Annotated in this window: 17 protein-coding genes; 2 read left to right on the forward strand and 15 right to left on the reverse strand. The window is 34.0% G+C overall.

The window, feature by feature from the left end; genetic code table 11:
- Positions 1 to 24: 24 nt before the first annotated feature.
- The 15 genes from ACKGJN_RS11535 to ACKGJN_RS11605 all read right to left on the reverse strand — a co-directional run bounded on the left by ACKGJN_RS11535 (position 25) and on the right by ACKGJN_RS11605 (position 17,702).
- Entirely contained in the window at positions 25 to 1,023 is a 999-nt protein-coding gene (locus tag ACKGJN_RS11535; protein ID WP_409539655.1) for an ester cyclase, read from the reverse strand.
- Positions 1,024 to 1,043: 20 nt separating this feature from the next.
- Entirely contained in the window at positions 1,044 to 1,784 is a 741-nt protein-coding gene (locus ACKGJN_RS11540; protein ID WP_409539656.1) for an SDR family NAD(P)-dependent oxidoreductase, read from the reverse strand.
- A 9-nt stretch (positions 1,785 to 1,793) separates the two neighbouring features.
- Entirely contained in the window at positions 1,794 to 3,404 is a 1,611-nt protein-coding gene (locus ACKGJN_RS11545; RefSeq protein WP_409539657.1) for a sodium:solute symporter family transporter, read from the reverse strand.
- A gap of 56 nt (positions 3,405 to 3,460) precedes the next feature.
- Positions 3,461 to 4,747, reverse strand: a complete 1,287-nt coding sequence (hisD, locus tag ACKGJN_RS11550) for a histidinol dehydrogenase (RefSeq protein ID WP_409539658.1) — start codon at positions 4,745 to 4,747, stop codon at positions 3,461 to 3,463.
- Positions 4,737 to 5,834: an alpha/beta hydrolase family protein gene (locus ACKGJN_RS11555; protein ID WP_409539659.1), complete on the reverse strand. Its 1,098-nt coding sequence runs from the start codon at positions 5,832 to 5,834 to the stop codon at positions 4,737 to 4,739. Before ACKGJN_RS11555 ends, hisD begins: the two co-directional genes overlap by 11 nt.
- Positions 5,831 to 6,847: a cupin domain-containing protein gene (locus ACKGJN_RS11560; protein ID WP_409539660.1), complete on the reverse strand. Its 1,017-nt coding sequence runs from the start codon at positions 6,845 to 6,847 to the stop codon at positions 5,831 to 5,833. Before ACKGJN_RS11560 ends, ACKGJN_RS11555 begins: the two co-directional genes overlap by 4 nt.
- A 12-nt stretch (positions 6,848 to 6,859) precedes the next feature.
- The gene (locus ACKGJN_RS11565) at positions 6,860 to 7,891 is read right to left on the reverse strand and encodes a nuclear transport factor 2 family protein (RefSeq protein ID WP_409539661.1); all 1,032 of its coding nucleotides are present in this window, start codon (positions 7,889 to 7,891) and stop codon (positions 6,860 to 6,862) included.
- A 270-nt stretch (positions 7,892 to 8,161) separates the two neighbouring features.
- On the reverse strand, positions 8,162 to 9,163 hold the full coding sequence (locus ACKGJN_RS11570) for a nuclear transport factor 2 family protein (RefSeq protein ID WP_409539662.1): 1,002 nt from the start codon (positions 9,161 to 9,163) through the stop codon (positions 8,162 to 8,164).
- A gap of 11 nt (positions 9,164 to 9,174) precedes the next feature.
- The gene (locus tag ACKGJN_RS11575) at positions 9,175 to 9,942 is read right to left on the reverse strand and encodes an HpcH/HpaI aldolase family protein (protein ID WP_409539663.1); all 768 of its coding nucleotides are present in this window, start codon (positions 9,940 to 9,942) and stop codon (positions 9,175 to 9,177) included.
- 5 nt (positions 9,943 to 9,947) lie between these two features.
- On the reverse strand, positions 9,948 to 10,649 hold the full coding sequence (locus tag ACKGJN_RS11580; RefSeq protein ID WP_409539664.1) for an alpha/beta fold hydrolase: 702 nt from the start codon (positions 10,647 to 10,649) through the stop codon (positions 9,948 to 9,950).
- A gap of 107 nt (positions 10,650 to 10,756) precedes the next feature.
- Complete coding sequence (locus ACKGJN_RS11585) at positions 10,757 to 12,244, reverse strand: SusD/RagB family nutrient-binding outer membrane lipoprotein (RefSeq protein ID WP_409539665.1); 1,488 nt, start codon at positions 12,242 to 12,244, stop codon at positions 10,757 to 10,759.
- A 14-nt stretch (positions 12,245 to 12,258) separates the two neighbouring features.
- Positions 12,259 to 15,429 (reverse strand): SusC/RagA family TonB-linked outer membrane protein, encoded by a 3,171-nt coding sequence (locus tag ACKGJN_RS11590; RefSeq protein WP_409539666.1) that lies wholly within the window; start codon positions 15,427 to 15,429, stop codon positions 12,259 to 12,261.
- A 242-nt stretch (positions 15,430 to 15,671) separates the two neighbouring features.
- A complete protein-coding gene (locus tag ACKGJN_RS11595) occupies positions 15,672 to 16,889 on the reverse strand; it encodes an ROK family protein (protein WP_409539667.1) in 1,218 nt (405 codons plus the stop codon).
- A 287-nt stretch (positions 16,890 to 17,176) separates the two neighbouring features.
- Positions 17,177 to 17,353, reverse strand: a complete 177-nt coding sequence (locus ACKGJN_RS11600) for a hypothetical protein (RefSeq protein WP_409539668.1) — start codon at positions 17,351 to 17,353, stop codon at positions 17,177 to 17,179.
- Positions 17,354 to 17,468: 115 nt separating this feature from the next.
- A complete protein-coding gene (locus tag ACKGJN_RS11605; protein ID WP_409539669.1) occupies positions 17,469 to 17,702 on the reverse strand; it encodes a Rossmann-fold NAD(P)-binding domain-containing protein in 234 nt (77 codons plus the stop codon).
- Between the two features lie 41 nt (positions 17,703 to 17,743).
- On the opposite strand from ACKGJN_RS11605, the gene ACKGJN_RS11610 reads away from it, so the two are divergent.
- Both ACKGJN_RS11610 and ACKGJN_RS11615 read left to right on the forward strand, forming a co-directional pair.
- Positions 17,744 to 17,878, forward strand: coding sequence for a winged helix-turn-helix transcriptional regulator (locus tag ACKGJN_RS11610; protein ID WP_409539869.1), 135 nt, complete (start codon positions 17,744 to 17,746; stop codon positions 17,876 to 17,878).
- Positions 17,879 to 17,883: 5 nt separating this feature from the next.
- On the forward strand, positions 17,884 to 18,126 hold the full coding sequence (locus ACKGJN_RS11615) for an Lrp/AsnC ligand binding domain-containing protein (protein ID WP_409539670.1): 243 nt from the start codon (positions 17,884 to 17,886) through the stop codon (positions 18,124 to 18,126).
- The last annotated feature ends 167 nt before the right edge of the window (positions 18,127 to 18,293 follow it).

Raw genomic sequence — 18,293 nt, forward strand, 5'->3', positions numbered from 1 at the left:
TGAACCTATTAATAAAGGTATCAGCTAAATCAACTCCTTCATCCTAGAAAATACATCAACCCCTATTTGATGATAAACAGATAAAATATCTATCAAGACCCAGTTTTCTCGAATCACGCCATTTTCACAACGCCAAAAATCAAGACTTCGTAAGGTTATTTTTTGATTCGAAGGAGCAATACCCAGCCAGCCGTCTTGCTCTATCACCATTTGCATATTGGGCCAACCCGTTACCGCGACATAATCACCCTCCGCAAAAAAGCATGTATTTTCTTTTATAGTATTTCGGTTTGGCATTGCTTTCAAAAATGGTATTTGATGCCAATTCCGAAATCCACTAATTCCGCGCATAGCGCCAATACCAGCAGGCCCGTACCAATTGAATTTTGGATGCCAATATTGATCTAATGCCATAGCTTCTTCACCTTCTTTGTTACGACTAATCCCGTTCAGCATGTCTAAAACCAACTTCAGGCTGGTCTTAGCATGTTCCGCTGTTTTAAATTCGTATGACAAACCGTCTTGAGTGGCTGGAGCAGGAACAACACATTCAAGTCCTAGACTAGGTGTCATGGGCCAAACCTTTGCTTGCATCATCACTTGCGGGATATCCCAAATTGCCTGCATTTCTACCACTTTTTCATCTTCGATTTTAAAATACTCGTGATAACGCATAAAAACTAAGTGCCGAGTGGGAGGAATATCCAACCACGGTTGCTGAAAAGTACCTACATAATGACCACCACAACCTACCCAGTTACCACACTTTTCAGAAGACCCTGCTATAAAAATAAAATCTCTTCGTTCTAGGTCTGGAATAGCCGTTAATAGAGGTAAATAGGCGGTTTGAAAAAGTGCTTTGGCATCTTGTAATGTTTCAAAGGGAAAGGATAAACGGATGATTGCCTCTTTTGCAAAAACAGTTTGTAGCTGTGCCTCTAAAGTTGCAATGTCACAATCGTATAAGGCATCTCTAAAACGTTGGATAAGTTGCTTATTTTTATGATGAATACATTTGCTCATAATGCTGTTTTTTTTTGTAATCATGAAAGCGGTCGACCGCCATCTACTGGAAAAACACAGCCAGTAGAAAAAGTAAACGTTTCTATAATACTAATTAAAGCTTTGGCGATATCTTCTGCTTCGGCGATGCGTGCCAAGGGGGTTTTGTCTTTTTGTTCTTGAATATAATCTTCTGAAAATGTTTTAGCATATTCGCCCATTACCCAGCCCGGTGCTAGTGAAACAACTCGCACATCTGGTGCTAAGGAACGACCAAGCGAACGCGTCATAGAATCCATGGCGGCTTTCGAGGCGCAATAAGCGACATTGCTGCCCACACCAGTTCGTGCTGCAATAGAAGAAATATTAACTATTATTGCATTTTCTCCTTTTTGTAAAAGTGGGTAAAAGGCTCGAATACAGGCAAAAGCACCTCGCACATTGACTTGAAAAATACGGTCAATCCATTCATCTGTTAAGCCCTCTAAATCGCCATGTGGAACTGGCTTTGTTATGCCAGAATTATTAACTAAAACGTCTAATTTCCCGTACTGTGTGGTTACAAAATTTACCATTTCTTGCAGCTCCTGACTATTGGTGATAGAGGCTTTAAAAGTAGTATGATTAGCGGGTTTTAAACGTGCTAAAATCTGGTGCGCTTTGGTACTATTAGAATTATAATTAACAATAACTTGATAGCCGTGCTCAGCTAATTGATAGCAAATTTCTGAGCCTATTCCCCCACTTCCTCCTGTTACTAATGCTGTTTTTTTTGATTTCATTTTAAACTTTTAATTAATAAGATTTTCCATTAATAGTAAAAATGCTATGGTAAAAACAAAGAATCCTAACAAATAGTAACTTACCTTGTCTAGCTTACCAGGAATAACATACCAACCATTTTCTTTTGCTGGTTTGTTTTCTAATTTAGCCTGGGCTCTTTGTCCAGGTATTGAATATAGCGACCATTCTTTTTGTTTGCCATCGATGATAATACTCGCAATGATTGAAACAAAAACATTAACTAAAGCACCAATAACTGCATACCATGTCCATGCTATATCTGTGAATTGTTGTACAAATAACAGTACAATAAAACCAACACCAACACCAACCAAAAGTCCTTTTTCGGTGGTTTGTTTAGAATAAAACCCTAAGACATACATGCTTAATTTAGCTCCTACAAAATAAGAACCAATCTTAGTTAAGAGTTCTAATATTGAACCCGTAGTACTAGAGAAAGCAATAGCAGGTATAATGATTATAATAGCCCAAAAAACAGTTGAAATTCGTGCTACCTTTAGATAATGTTGTGGTGTTTCGTTAGGCCTATAATACTTCTCGTAAAATCCATTTGTTGAAATTGTTGAGAAAGAATTTAACGCAGATGACAAACTAGACATAGTTGCTGATAGTACTGCCGCAGCTATAATTCCTATAAAACCAGGAAACCCTTGTTTTTCAGCGAATTCTAGCATAATTGTATTATCATTATCAAATACTCTTCCTTGATAGTATTGGTAAAAAAGAACACCTATAAATATGAATAAAAAGTAAATGAAAAATGCTCCAAAACCCATTAAAGCCAAAGATTTCTTTGCATCACCAATATTCTTCGCACCCAAAGTTCTTTGCATCATCATTTGGTTAGCGCCATAAATCGTTACGTGATATACCGTCATGGCTATAATACCGGCCCAAATAGTTGTATCTACCGTAGGATCTGTACTTAAATTTATGGGGTTAACTTTACCTTTTTCTTTTAGAATAGAAAGGGTATCAATTAAAGATTCCGGGAGTTGATTTATGAGTATAACAAGTACGATAATCCCTCCAGCAAGGAAAATTCCCGATTGCAACACATCTGTCCAAATAACAGCAGTTATACCGCCTAAGGACGTGTAAATCAACGTAACAATAGATACTATAATTATACTTACAATAACATCTATACCCGTTATATACCCAATAACAAGTGCGCCCCCGTATAAAACAGCCGCAGAAGATAGTAATTGAGTAAGCATAAATATTACTGAAATTACTACTCTTGAGGCATTACCAAAACGCTTCTCTTGATATTCATAAATAGAAACAACACCCGTTTGCATAAAAAACGGAACAAAGAGAGACATCACTATAATAATAACTAGTGGATAATTAAGATGAATTGCAATAACGGATAATCCTGATTTATAAGACCAGGCAGGAGCACCTAAAAAAGTCATAGCGCTCACGTATGTTGCTAAAACAGAAATACCTATAGCCCACCAAGGTGTAGTTTTTTGTCCAATATAAAAATCGTTAGCTGAAGTAACTTTTTTCAATAAAACAAATCCTAGTAATAAATTTGCTAAAAGATAGATAATAATAATTGACCAGTTCAAGCCTCCTAGCTTGTCCATACACAGTATTTTAAATTGATATAATCAGCTTTAATTTTTAAATGATAGCTAGTAATTTACTTACTATATCTTTCAATTCGGATATCTGCTTGTTTTTTATGGCCTGCAAAACCTTCAATTTCACATAGACGAGAACAGTAACCCCCTACTAAAACACTTGCTTCATCTGTTGTTATTTTTTGATAGGTGCAAGTTTTAATAAACTTACCTACCCATAATCCTCCTGTAAAACGTGCTGACTTTTGAGTGGGTAATGTGTGATTGGTGCCAATAGCTTTGTCTCCATAAGCAACATTGGTTCTATTTCCCAAAAATAGGGCCCCATAATTTGTCATGTTATCTTTAAAATACTCAGGGTCTTTTGTGTTGACTTGAACATGCTCACTAGCAATATCATCTGCCACTTGAACCATTTCTTCATAGCTATCCACTAAAATGATTTCGCCGTAATCATCCCATGATTTACTTGCCAAATCAGCTGTTGGCAATACTGCTAGTTGTTTCTTGACTTCATCTTCAATTTGCATTGCCAATGCTTCACTATTCGTTAATAAGATAGCAGGAGAATTTGGGCCGTGCTCTGCTTGCCCTAAAAGATCGGTAACTACCATTTCTGCATCGGTAGTATCATCGGCAATAACTAAAGTTTCTGTAGGACCTGCTAATAGATCAATACCAACACGACCAAACAATTGTTTTTTTGCTTCAGCTACATATTGATTCCCAGGACCTACAATCATATCAACTTGCTGCATACCTACAAGACCATAAGCCATAGCTCCCAATGCTTGTACTCCTCCTAGAATATAAATGTCATCTGCTCCTCCTAAATGCATAGCTGCCACTGTTTCAGCCGGTGGAAAACCTGTTTTTGGATCAGGTGGTGTGCAGGCAATAATCCTTTTTACTCCAGCAACTTTGGCTGTAAGTACACTCATATGCGCAGATGCTACCATAGCATATTTTCCTCCTGGAACATAACAACCAACGCTATTTACAGGAACATTCTTGTGCCCTAAAATTACTCCCGGCAGAGTCTCAATTTCCACATCTCTTAAAGCAGATTTTTGTATTTGAGCAAAGCGACGAACCTGCGCTTGAGCCCATTTAATATCTTCAATTATTTCTTTAGGAATAGTTGAAATTATTTCATCAATCTCATTTTCCGAAAGTCGAAACGATTTTGGGCTCCATTTATCAAATTTAGATGATAACTCACGTATAGCTTCATCGCCTCTTTGTTCTACATCAGATAGAATACTTTCTACTATCTGTCTTGTTTTTAATTGGTTTGCTGCAGATTCATCTGCTGCCATTCCCTTTTTAATATATTTAACTGCCATTTTTATTGATTTTTGTTGTTATTATTTTATTAAAAAAATCTAAATCTCTTTGAATTGCCATAACTCTATTTTCATCTTTAAAAAGATGGTTTTTACTATTATAAGTATAGAACTCAAACTTTTTATTATGTGTAAATAATTTTGATGCTAATGCTACTGACCATTGGTAAGGAACCGATGTTTCCCATTGTGCATGATGTAAAATTAAAGGGGCTTCTATATCTTCTATATAATTAATGGCATCTCCAGAGTTTATATCATATTCAAAATCTAAATTACTTATAACTTCATTTAATTTGCTTTTATAATTTTGAATGGATTCATTGGTTATTTTACTATTATTTTTATCATAATATTTGCCATAGTACAATGCCTGCTCTATTGTAGATGCTGAAACTCCTGCCCAAATACTAGCTGCTTTAATTTGCTTTGAGACTAGTAGTGTTTTTAATCCTACATCTCCTCCCATAGAATGACCTAAATAAAATACATGGTCTGTATTACCTTCTTCTAACTGGTTTAATGCAGAAATAAGGTTTAATACATCTATTGCATAAAAAGTGCTTGCCAAGTAACTTGTCTGGGTGTATTCAAAACCTTCAGAAATATTGTGTCCTCTATAATCTGGTGTAATCACCAAAAACCCATTTTCAGCATAGGTTTCTGGAATCCCTCGATAATAGTCTCCTGGTCGCCAATCTTTACCTGTTTTTGTGCTTAAACCATATTTTTCAGGTTCAGGATGAAATCCATGCCCAAAAATTAATATGGGAAACCCTTTTTTAGGTTTTTCTGATTTTGGAATTGTAACCAAAGCATATACTTTAAGGTTATCGGACAAATAAGATATAAGTTTAGATTTATAGTTATCAGAATCTTCTAGGTTTTTCTCAAAGCTCATTTCTGAAATGTATGAGCGCTCTTGCAATCCTTTTATTGAAATAGGTGCTACTTTGTTAATTATCTCTTTCTCTATCTTAACCTTTGCTTCTTTTTTACAAGCAAAAACACAACAAGAGAATATAAGCAAACACATCAATAGTGATTGTTTGCTTATATTACAACTGTATGTAGTGTGTTTTTTCATGAAACCAATTTTGGTGCTTTAGGGTAATCTTCACCTACAACAAAATATGCAAATCCATAGGTTTTAGCCTTAATACTCCTTATTGCTCCTTTTGGGAAAGTAAAAATATCACCATTTTTTAGGGTGGCACTTATTTCTTCCCCATTATGCGAACAGGATATTTCGAATTCACCACGGTGGACCAACATGACTTCAACCTCATTACGACTGTATTTACCTGTTCTTCCAGAACTATCACTTTGTAATCCATAGACATTAAATCCATCTCCATTAGGATCTCCTGGATTAGCTGAAAATTGATGGTCACGACTATCTTGCGGTCCTAAAACATCTATCCATCTTAACGTATTTGGAGTTTGATTTGCAAAATGCTTATAGGTAGACTCTTTGTAAGTGCCAACAAAACCTACATGCTCTTTCATTTGCTCTATGGTATATTGGTCAAAAGTTTTTAATTCGTTTTCTGATAAAGCTGGCATACGTTCTAATCCTTCTGGAACTTTCTCTCCAATAGTGGTATCAACTAATTTTCCATTTTCTAAAAGTACCAAACCATAGTCTTTAGCTTCTTCAATAACTCTTGGCAACCAAACAACACCGCCACCAGCATCATCATGACCTAGAATCGAAAATATCATTCCATACTCATCCCCCACGTTTTCAAAGCCTCTAAACATATTTGTTGGTAATGAAATAATATCTCCTGGATGCAAGATAATCTCGCTTTTTTCATCATTATTCCAATAGAAGCGCCAGTGACTGCTATATACCATAAAAACTTCTGCTGTAAAATGAGAATGTGGCGAGTTTTTAACTCGTGGCGGTTGTCCAGCTGCACCAATACAAAAGCCATGTTTTTCTGAGAGATTCACTTTTTGATGAGTGCTTTCTGACACACCTCCACCAATAATACTGTAATTATCTTTTAGATTACTACCTGGTGTTTTGGCATCTATGAATGCCGCTTTACAAGGTATTAAATCTTCATATCGAATTAATCTTTCTTTGAGCATCTCTTTTAAAATTTAATTATTGTTTTGTTTTTCTTTATTTAATAGTTCAAAAACATCAATCCCTAACTGCTTTAAAACATGAGGCATATCAATGAAAACCCAATTTTCCCTTAATCTGTCATCTTCTCGCCTCCAATAATCTACTACTCGTAATGTTATTTTCTTCCCAGTTGCTTTTAAACCTAACCAACCATCGCCATTATGCGATCCATACATTGCAGGAAATCCAAAATCACAGGAATAGTTACCTTCTGCAATTTGTGTAAAATAATCCTCCTCTTTCTTTATGGTAATCCCTCTGTCTGGAAAAGCGGTTATAAAAGGGATTTGGTGATTTTTTTGAAAGCCCTTTAAGCCTCTTGTTGTACCAATCCCAGATGGACCGTACCACATCATATTTTCCACATCCCAAAATCGTTCTTGCCCCATAGAATTTAATGTTTTTCCATCATAGCTTCCTAATCCATTTAACATTGCATTGGTTAAATCAATTGTTTTTTTGTCTTCAATTGGGTCCGTATTATAATTTATGATACCATCTCCTGTCATTGGTGCAGGAGGAATCAATTCCACACCCTTGTTAGGGAAAAGATTAAATCCAGCTTGCCTTATAACATCAAGCATATCAAAGAAAAACCAGGCTTTTATAATCTTTTTATCTTCCATCATAAAATGAACAGCATAACGCAACCATGTTGGTTGTTGATTGGCCGGAATACCTAACCAATCTTTTGTAAAAGTGCCTATAAAATTTCCTGTACAACTGACATAACTTCGTTCTTCATAATCTCCACCAAGAAGAATATAAGGGTGATTTTCTATAGCTGTAAATGAATTTAATAAAGGAGTCCAAAAACTATTGTTGAATTCTTTAATACCAGTTAATTCTTCAAAAGGACTTGTAATATTTACAATAACGTTTTCGTCAAAATATGTTTCTAAAACATTATTAACGTCAGCGATTTTTGTTTTATTCATTTCCTTAAAAAAGGAGGTGATTAGGATTTTATTTGCCGTTTTCTTATGTTCTAAATCTGCAGTCATTAATTTTTATTTATTTCTCTTTTTAGTAATTGAAATACATCAATGTTAAATTGTTCAAGTGGATCTATCATTACCCAATTCTCTTTGAATTATTATCTTCTCTTCTCCAAAAATCCATAACCCTTATAGTAAACGATTTATGAGATAGTTTTAATCCAAGCCAACCATCACCCATATGTTTGAAGTCCTTTATAAGGTATCAAAAATGACATGCATGATTTCCTTCTGATATATTTACAAAGTTTGTAGATAAGTTTTCTTCGTTTTGTTTTAATTATAAAGTTGACATAGTGCATCAAAGCCATCATAAACCATCCATTCATCTGTAATTTTCCCGTTTTCAATATTATAATGACTTATTATTGGAACGAAAACCTCATCCGCTGAATCTATCCCAAAAATCCCAGATTTTGTTGATCTTCCTCTAATGTACCAACGTGCTGCAATTTCAGTTGAATTGCCTTTTCTATTTGATGTAATGCGATCAACATTTATAGTTACTTCTTTAAAAGAATTTAAAATAGATTGTATATATTCTTCTATATTATTAACACCACGAACATCCTGATTACATATTGCATGAAGTGTGCTGTTTTCTGAAAAATAGTTTTCTATCTCAGCTAATGCTTTATTTTTCCAAACATTAGTAATTAAAGAATACACTAAACCTTCTGGAAATGATATATTTTGTGCTTCCATTTCTATAGGTGAGTTAACGGATATTGACATGGGATTCTCTTTATAAGTCACATCTTTTTTGGCCATTTCTACAGGGTCAAAACCGAGTTGTAGCAAAATGTATAGATTATCTCTTACGAGCCATTCTTCATATATTTTATTGTTGGCAATTTTACAATCTGCAATGGTTCTAAAGCTGATTTTTTTACCTGTAGACATTCCATAAACAGTACTACCTTGGTTTGTAGCGGTAGATAAAATACGGTGTGAGGAATAGAAGTCTCCATTATTATCTGTTGACCAAATCACAGCTTCTCCTTGCATCTTTCTATCTGGGAAAGAGGAAAGTGTATCATTTGTGCCCCCAATTACTTTTTCTACACCGTTTATTTTTCTTGCTCCTGTATGAATTAATATGTCTTTTTCATAGGTTTCATTAATTACTTCTACGTCTTTTTTTTCCCAGATATCTTCCGTTATCTTTAATATATAATCAACAATATTATGATACTTACTTTCAAACCCTGGTAGATTTTGTTGTAAGCCATCTCTTTTCAATTGTTCAGTTTCTATATATATCATTTGTGTCGTCAAATCTTCAGTTTTTAGTTTGTAAAAATATTTTTTAAAGCAACGGTTTGCTCTTTCGCATACTCGGTTAGCATCATGCTATCAGATTTAAGAGCTATAAACTTAAACCCTTTTTCAATCATTTTTTTAGCATCTTCTATGGTTGCGCACCAAATTCCTGCTACTAAATTACGTTGCTGGCATTCTTTTAATACAGTATCTATTGCTTGGTCAAAAAAGCCTGTAGTGTCATTTTTGGTAGTTGCTTTTATCGACAATTTTAAATCTCCTGAGCCAATAAAAATGCCGTATAATCCTTCAACTGAGCATATCTCATTAATATTTTCTAAGGCTTGAACGGTTTCTACCATTGCGAAGGTGAGAATTTCATCATTCGCATAATCACCATAATCCATTCCTGCATAAACTCTTGCTCTTGTTGGCCCAAAACTTCTATAGCCTAATGGAGGGTATTTACAAGCCCCTACAAAAGATTCACATTCTTCTTTGTTGTTGATCATCGGGCAAATAATGCCATAAGCACCCCCGTCTAATAGTCTCATGATTTCTCCAGGACTATTCCAATTTGCTCTAGCAAGAGGCACAGTTTCTGTTGTTGATATGCCCTGCATCATTTGTATAGCCGTTTCTATGCTTTGCAACCCGTGCTGCATATCTACAGCTACACAATCCCAGCCAGCATTTGCCATAACTTCAGCACTCCAGGAGTTTGGTATATGCAACCAACCACACGCTACTGTATTATTGGATTTTAATAATTTTTTTAGTTTATTTTGACGCATAATATTTAATTTTTATTCCACCAATCAATTATTGCTTTATTAACTGAACGAGGTTGTTCTAGTGTACTTAAATGCCCACATTCTTCGATAATTTTCAACGCTGAAATAGGGATGGCATCTGCCATTTCTTCGTGTAATTGTACTGGACAGATAGTATCTTCTCTGCCTGTTATTATTAACGTAGGACATTTTATGTTTTGTAAATCCTTTGTACTATCTGGTCTTCCTAATTGCGCTTTAACTTGATTAAAAAAACCATCAATACCTACATTAATCGCCATGTCTAAAATAGTGTCTCTCAATTCTTTTTTTTGAGCATTTTTTGGATGTAACATAGCATCTATTAAAATATTAGAGGTAACCTCTTTAAATTCTCCTAAATAAGCCATCCCTACAAAACGTTGTAGATTAATCTTGGTTTGTTCCGATGGTTTTTTGTAATTTGTATCTAACAGGATTAACTTTTTAATTCTATCAGGTGCTTGCCTAAGTAATTCAAAAGCAATAATACCTCCGTACGATAGCCCCATTATGGATAAATCGCCCGAATACGTATTTAATATATTTTTAGCGACCTGTTTTAAACTATTGGAACTGCAAGTACTTGCGACATAGCAATCTGCTACATCTGTTAAGTCTTTTTTTTGATATTTAAAAAGAGAATCATCACAAAGAGTTCCTGGTATCATTATTAATTTTTCAGCCACAAGAAGAGATAATAATTTTAGGATTTACAAATTATCTAAGGGTTGATTAACCAAAAACATTTTCTATGTTTCTGGTTAATTTCAACACAAACTAATTCAAAAATGTATTAATTCTGATACCAATGCTTAGCAGTAATTATATCACCGCCAATGTTTGATGCTGCTGCTTGGTAATTAGAAGAATTCACAGATTGCTCTAAAGTTGGGTAAAACACCCTTGTCGGCACTAAACCATCCGTAAATGTAGTTGCTAAAGATCCTGGAACTAGGTTTGGAAGCCCTGTTCTTTTATGAGTACCCCACATTGATAGTGTGTTGTTAAAGAACATGGCTTTCCATTTTTGATTTATTAAATTAGGTAAAGTACCATCCCATGCCACATCTGGTCTTGTTAAAAAATTTTCTGGCATCGCTAAATTCCAATATGCTAGATTAGCGGCAATTCCATTATCATAATAACTTTTAGCTGTAGAAGTAGAGATCCAGTTATTTAATCTTGCCTCAGCTAAAATAAATTGTACTTCTGCATAGCTTATGAATACGAAATCTAATAACCCTTTATTGTCTTGGAACTTTGTGGTGAACTGAGAAGCGAATAACTCTGCATTTCCACCTGTCCCTTGTGCTACTTCTCTAGTTGTACCGCTTTCAACTCCTACAAATGGACCGGAAGACACACTCGGATCAATTGGTTTGTCCGCAAAAAATGCCAATCGCGGATCGTCATCTGCATCATCTGTTGGATTTACGCCATCTAACATACTAACAAATCTTTCCGAAGGACTTAATCCTCCTAAAGCGGAAAGTAGTGAGAAATCAGAAGTATTTGGTGCAACACCAGTAAAGTCATAAATAGCAGCTTCTGCATTACTTGCAATAATTGGATATGTTGAAGGATCAGAAACAATTGTTTTTATTTGATTGGCTGCATCAATGGATCCATTGTTTGAAAGCCTTAATAAATAGCGTAATCGTAACGAGTTTGCCATTTTTCTCCATTTCAATACATCGCCCTCAAAAAGTATATCTCCACCTAAAACAAAACCTTCTGTATCACTATCAAAAGCGGTATTTGCTTCTTCTAATAGGTTTAATACCTGCGGGTAAATATCTTGCTGTTTATCATATACTGGCTGCACATTATCCAACCCTTTTAAAGCTTGAGAATAAGGAACATCGATCCACAACTCGGTTAGTGAAGCCAAATAAAAAGCATTTAAAGTTTTTCCAGCACCAACATATGCATTTAGCCCGTTGGCTTGTCCATAAGCAATAGATTCATTACTATCTCTCATTCCTTTATATGCAGCAGACCAAAATTTGCTAAATAAATCTATGCCAGAAGCAAAGTCGTAAGCATCTAATTCATTTTCATTTCTATAGACTTTATACTGCATTATTTGATCTGTTAACTTCATTTGAACATTTAAATGGGGATTTAAAGGCCCAAAAATTGAACTTGGTAATAGTGTTCCAGAATTGGCTTCTGTTGGTAAATTTGAATCAACATTCATATCTTCAAAACCGTCTGTACAAGAGGTAAAAAAAAGCAAACTCAATATTATTAATTTGATTTTATATATATTTTTCATCATGATTTTTTTTTAGATTAAAATGACACGTTAAGGTTAAAACCATAAGTTGCTGCTCCAGGTAGTTGACCAATTTCAAAGCCAGGCACAAAAGAACTTCCGGTAAAACTTAATACCTCTGGATCAAAGTGCCTTACAAAATCATCTTTTGTCCACGTAGCCAAGTTTCTACCAAAAAGAGAAAAACTTATTTTTTCAAAAAGTGAATTTTCAAAGTATGGTTTTAAGTCTATTCCTAATGAGATTTCTCTTAATTTTAAAAATGTAGAATCATAGGTATTAGCTTCAATGTTTGATGCATCCCAATTGGATCTATACCAATCATATCCAGAAGTAGTCTGTGTGTTTTGTGTAAACGAACCGTTCCCATTATCAACAACCCCATTAGGCACAAAGTTTTCTGTTCTATATGGAAGTGTTTCGGTGATAGAACCTGATCTGTAGAGCTGAGACCCCGTTAACGAGTAAAAATCTCCACCATTTCTGTAATCTAAAAATATATTTAAATTAAGATTCTTGTATTGAAAATTGTTAGTCATACCCAAGGTCCAATCTGGATTATAGTTTCCAACTTTCTTTATATCTTTACCAATTTTAGGTCTCATAAGACCTCCTATATTTTGTAAAATAATATTTCCTTGGGGATCTCTCTCGTATCCCCTTCCATAAATATCACCCATTCTCCCACCTGGCCTCGCCTCAATTGTTGCCCCATTTGGACCTGATGCAATAATTAATGTTTCAATTCCATCAGCAAGGCTAACCACTTCAGATTTACTTTTAGCAAAGTTAAAAGTGGATACCCAGTTAAAGGCTTTTGAAACTATTGGTTTTGCGGTTAACAAAACTTCAATCCCTTTACTATTAATCTCACCAGCGTTGAATCTTCTAAAACTCACCCCTGAACTTTGACTAATTGGCGCAGTAAGTATTTGATTTGTAGTGGAGTAGTCATAAAAATCTATTTCGAAATTTAATCTATTATGAAGTAGTCTCAATTCAACACCAAATTCTAAAGCGTCTGTTTTTTCACTCTTAAGACTTTGGTCCGTAACTACAATAGGGTTTGTAACAGAACCTGGTATTATTCCTAGATTATAGGAATTATTTATGACACCTGGATCTGTACTATTACCTGTTTGTGCATAGCTTGTTCTCAATTTTAAATACGAAATAAAGTCTGGTAACTTGGCCATTTTTGAAATTACTCCACTAAGGCCAACCGATGGATAGAAAAAACTTTGATTTCCCCTAGGCAAAGTTGAAGACCAATCATTTCTCCCAGTAACATCAAAAAATATTTTTTGATCATAACCCAATTCAACCGTGCCATATACACTATTTAGTTTTTTCTTGGTATCAACCTGCGTAAGTGCAGGTTTATCTGCGGCATTACCGAGACTATAAATACCCGGTATTGCTAAACTATTTGTTTGCGCTATTTTATTTGAAATAATTTGTTCATAGATGCTTGCTCCTGCATTTACCTCTAAGTTAAATTTATCAGTTATATCTTTAGTGTAAGTTGCTAACATGTCCAAATTCAACTCTTGTAAACGCACATCTTGCTCTCTGTACATTCCATCTCTAAAAGCAGGCTGCCCCGATGCTCTTCTAGATTGCCTTCTATCTTCATAAGTATCTAAACCAATTCTAACGAAAGCAGAAAGATTATCATTGAACTCGTAGTTTGTTTTAAAATTACCAAATATTCTGTTATGCTTAAATCCGTTTAAATTTTCATTTACAATAAGATAAGGGTTTGTTCCCCAGTTTAAAAAATAATTTTGTTCCTGGTTTTCCTGATTTGGCAACCAATAATCTCTATAATCATCAAGACTAAAATTTTTCATTACCCAAAGCATACTATACATAAGACCTCCACTATTGTATCCTATATCTGGAACATTGCCCGAATTGCTGTTAACATAATTTGCAGACAAATCAATTGTGAGCTTTTCAGTTAAATTAGAACCTAGTCTTATTCCAACATTGGTTTTATTATAATCTGTGTTTGGTACAATACCTTCTTTGGAAATTCTTCCTAAAGAAACTCGTCCATATGATTTATCATCAGCAAATGAAAATGACAAATTATTATTATATGAAACACCTGTTTCAAAAAAACCCTCTCTATCTGCTCTTTGTAAAAATGGGGTAGGTTCCGGATTAGGATTATTTGGGGTTCCTTGGGCGATTAATTGCCCATCTGTGCGCGGGCCAAAGTTTCCTCCCCAGTTGCTTCTGTATTGGTTAAAATCAGCACCCAAAGGGCCACCACCACCATACTCGTATTGCTCATCCCAAAATCTATTAACTTTATCTATACTAACCCCTGTGGTATAGCTTACACCTACACCTTCTGTATTTTTTCCAGATTTTGTAGTAATTATTAAGGCACCATTTGTACCTCTCTCCCCATACAATGCAGCTGCTTTTGGTCCTTTTAAAACGGTAATAGTAGCATAATCATCAGGATTAAGATCATTTAAACTGTTTCCATAATCAACTGGTAAATCGCTTGATACAGGGTTACTGCCAATACCTATATAGGTGTTAGAAATTAAAACTCCATCAATAACAATTAAAGGTTGATTTTTATTTGGATTTAAAGAAGTTTCCCCTCTTAGTACAATCCTTGAAGAAGAGACAGCCGACCCATTGTTGGTTCTTACAGACAAACCAGATACTTGACCAGATAACTGCTGCGAAATATCACCAATTCTGGATTGGTTTATTGTTTCAGCTTTCAATGTTTGAGCAGCATAAGATACTTTTTCTTTAGATTTTGTGACACCCAAAGCAGTAATTATAACCTGATCTAATGTAGATGCATCTTCACTTAATCTAATAATTAAATTCGTACCGTCCCCAACATCCACTTCTTTGCTGCTGTAACCCAAATAACTTACAATTAATGTAGTAGCACCAACTGGAGCTGAAAGAGTAAATTTACCATCAAAATCCGTAACAGCTCCTTTTTGAGTTCCTTTTACAATTACAAGGGCTCCGGCTATTGGTTGATTTGTAATATCATCTACCACAGTTCCTGTTATTGGTTTTTCTATTAATTTTGATTCAGCATACAATCCCGAACTTAATAGAAATAACAAAAGAATGCCCGTGCTTAATACATACTTTCCGTATAAGGAGTACTTCCACTTCTTTGCTTTTTTAATGTTACTCATAATTATAAAATAGATTTGTTACTTAATTATTTTTAAGTCTTATGTACGTATAAATCAACACACTAAACTTACAATAAAAATCAAACATATAAATTATTTTATAATATACCTAATAGTTTATAAAATAATTTATTAACTAAAAATTATGAAACAAGACATATATGCAAAAAAAAAATCAAGAATTAAACTGCAATGTCATAGAGAAAGAGCTCCTGGAGAAGAGCTTTACGGAATTATAAGGATTAGAAATCGATCATCTCACAGGCTTTGAGCAACATGCATGCTCCTGCTTTAGCGCCCAAGTATCGACCTAGTGTTGAAGAAATAACTTCGCACCGCTCTGTTTTATTAACTTGGCGCGTTTTAATTATGCCCATTTTAATAGGGTCTATAAAGAAATCTTTTACCATAACATATTCTCCACCAATTATTACTAATTCTGGATCTAAAAGATTAATAATATTACCTAAGGCTTTCCCTAACTTAAGCCCTTGCTCTTGAATTAATTTTACCGAAAGTTCATCCCCTTTTAAAACAGCATCAAGTATATCATGATATTTATAATCAGATAAATTTGGCTTGTTAAAATAAATAGAAACTTGTCCATCAATAACAGCAGATTTAAGATCATTCAATAATGCATTCCCACCGATCTCAGTACCTAAGCAACCTGTTTTACCGCAATCACAAAGTCTCTTTCCTTTTTTGAAATGAATATGATTGATCCTCCCAGCAACTCCATGACTACCTTTAATTATATGTCTATCAGAAATAATACTTAAACCTAAAGCCCTACTTACTTTAACCACTAGAACATTGTCAACACCCTTTGCTTTACCAAGTATTTGCTCAGCTACTCCAATGGTTCTAGTATCCATATCCACAATTACAGCAAGGTTTAAATTGGACTCTAAATGATCTTTAAGTAAAATAACATCTTCAAGAAAATAGCTAGACAATGTACGATCGAAATTCTTTACAACTTCTTGAATACCAATACCAATGCCGATAATATTATTTTTATTAATACCAGAATCTAGTAAGGATTTTTCTATAAAACTTGAAATATTGTTTAAGCCTTCTTTATCATTTGACAACGTAAAATTTCTATCTATAGAGGTATATATAACATCTAATTCTATATTAAAAATGCTTAACTGAATAAATTTAGAAAGGATTTCAACACCTACAACATTAAAGTTATTTTTAATTAGGCAATAAGTAAAAGGTTTTCGCCCATTTTCAGAAGACTTTTTCCCTTGTTTGATTACCTGTTTTTGATTTACCAATTCTTTTATTAAGGAGGTACAAATAGGTATACTGACATCAATAAAACTCGCTATTTCGGGAATTGTTAATGGTTCTTTATGTCGCGAAAGATAGCGTATAATTTTTCGTAAATTATCAACTTTGCGTCCCTTGACTCCATTTCCATTTTCAAACTCTAATAAATCAATCATTAGTTTAATATTAGTAAGTTTAAGACGTAAAATTAAAAAAATATTTAATTAACATCTTGATTAATAAATAATTAGGATGTTAAATAGTTGCTAATCAGTAGCTAATATAGTTGTTTTAAAAGCATGACAAAAAGGCCTTGATAAATATTGTCTCCATTTCACATAGTAGGAAAGTATATTAGCTCAATGCCTTTTGCTTTTGTTCTATCATGGTGTGAATATTTCCATTTGCATCAAAAGCTGCAGTATATAAAATAGCATCTTCCATTACTAAAAAAACTAGCTGTTTACTGTTCCAATTCTTTATGAATATCTTGAGTTCCACAAATAAACCGAACAGAAGAGAGCCCAAATTCATGACTTTTCAAAGTCGCCATAGCTGCGTCAATAAATGCTTCATTTGCAGATATTCCTAAGTAATTATTAGCACAAAAATTTAAAACTTTTTTTCCTGTAGTTGTCATAAAAGAAGCACCTTTGCTTAGAGGTTATTACTCTTTCCTTTTTTGAATAAACCATCAATTTTAACAGCCGCTATCTCATTTAACAATTCGTTTTTGATTAATCCGTACATATATCCTAAGTATTTTGAATTTTACGATATTTATCTTCTAAATTTTTAATCATGTCTAATGTCATGGAACTAATGTCATATTTAGGCTTCCAATTCCAATCATTTCTCGCTGGGGAGTCATCAATACTATTTGCCCATGAATTAGCAATGTTTTGTCTAAAATCTGACTTATATACAATTTCAAATTCGGGGTATATTTTTTGAATAGATTCATGCAGCTGTTCTGGTGTAAAGGTCATTCCTGAAATATTATAAGAAGTTTTGACCGATATCTGTTCTAATTGCCGAATTACTTAATCTAACTACTTCGCCCGTATACGAACGTATTAAACAACTGGAAAGAAAAGGATATATAAAAAAATATGTTGCTTTAATTAATAAAAACCTGATCAACATATTACAGCCATTTGCATAGTGTCATTGAGATTTCATAACGAAGGATTTATTGATAAATTTGATCGTCAAATTAAAGCATTAAAGGAAGTTCAAGAATGCTACCATATGGCAGGAAAAGTGGATTTCTTTTTAAAAATAAATTTAGAAAGCCTTGATGCTTATCACGAATTTATACGACTAAAGCTTTCAAAAATTGAAAATATTGGAGTATTGGAAAGTTACTTTGTGCTAAAAGAGATAGTGCAAACTACAGAATATGACATATAATATTAGCCTAGTTCATTTTTTCAGAAATCTTTCCATCAGCATCCATAAAGTCAGTAAAATTATTACCAACCGCTCACTTAAAGAAGCATTGGCTTACTATGCGGGACAATCGCTCAAATATATGGAGAAACCGTAATTTACCAGTTGAGATAATAAAAGAAATGCCT

The organism is Gillisia xinjiangensis, from assembly GCF_046298265.1.
GTDB classification, from domain to species: Bacteria; Bacteroidota; Bacteroidia; order Flavobacteriales; family Flavobacteriaceae; genus Gillisia; species Gillisia xinjiangensis.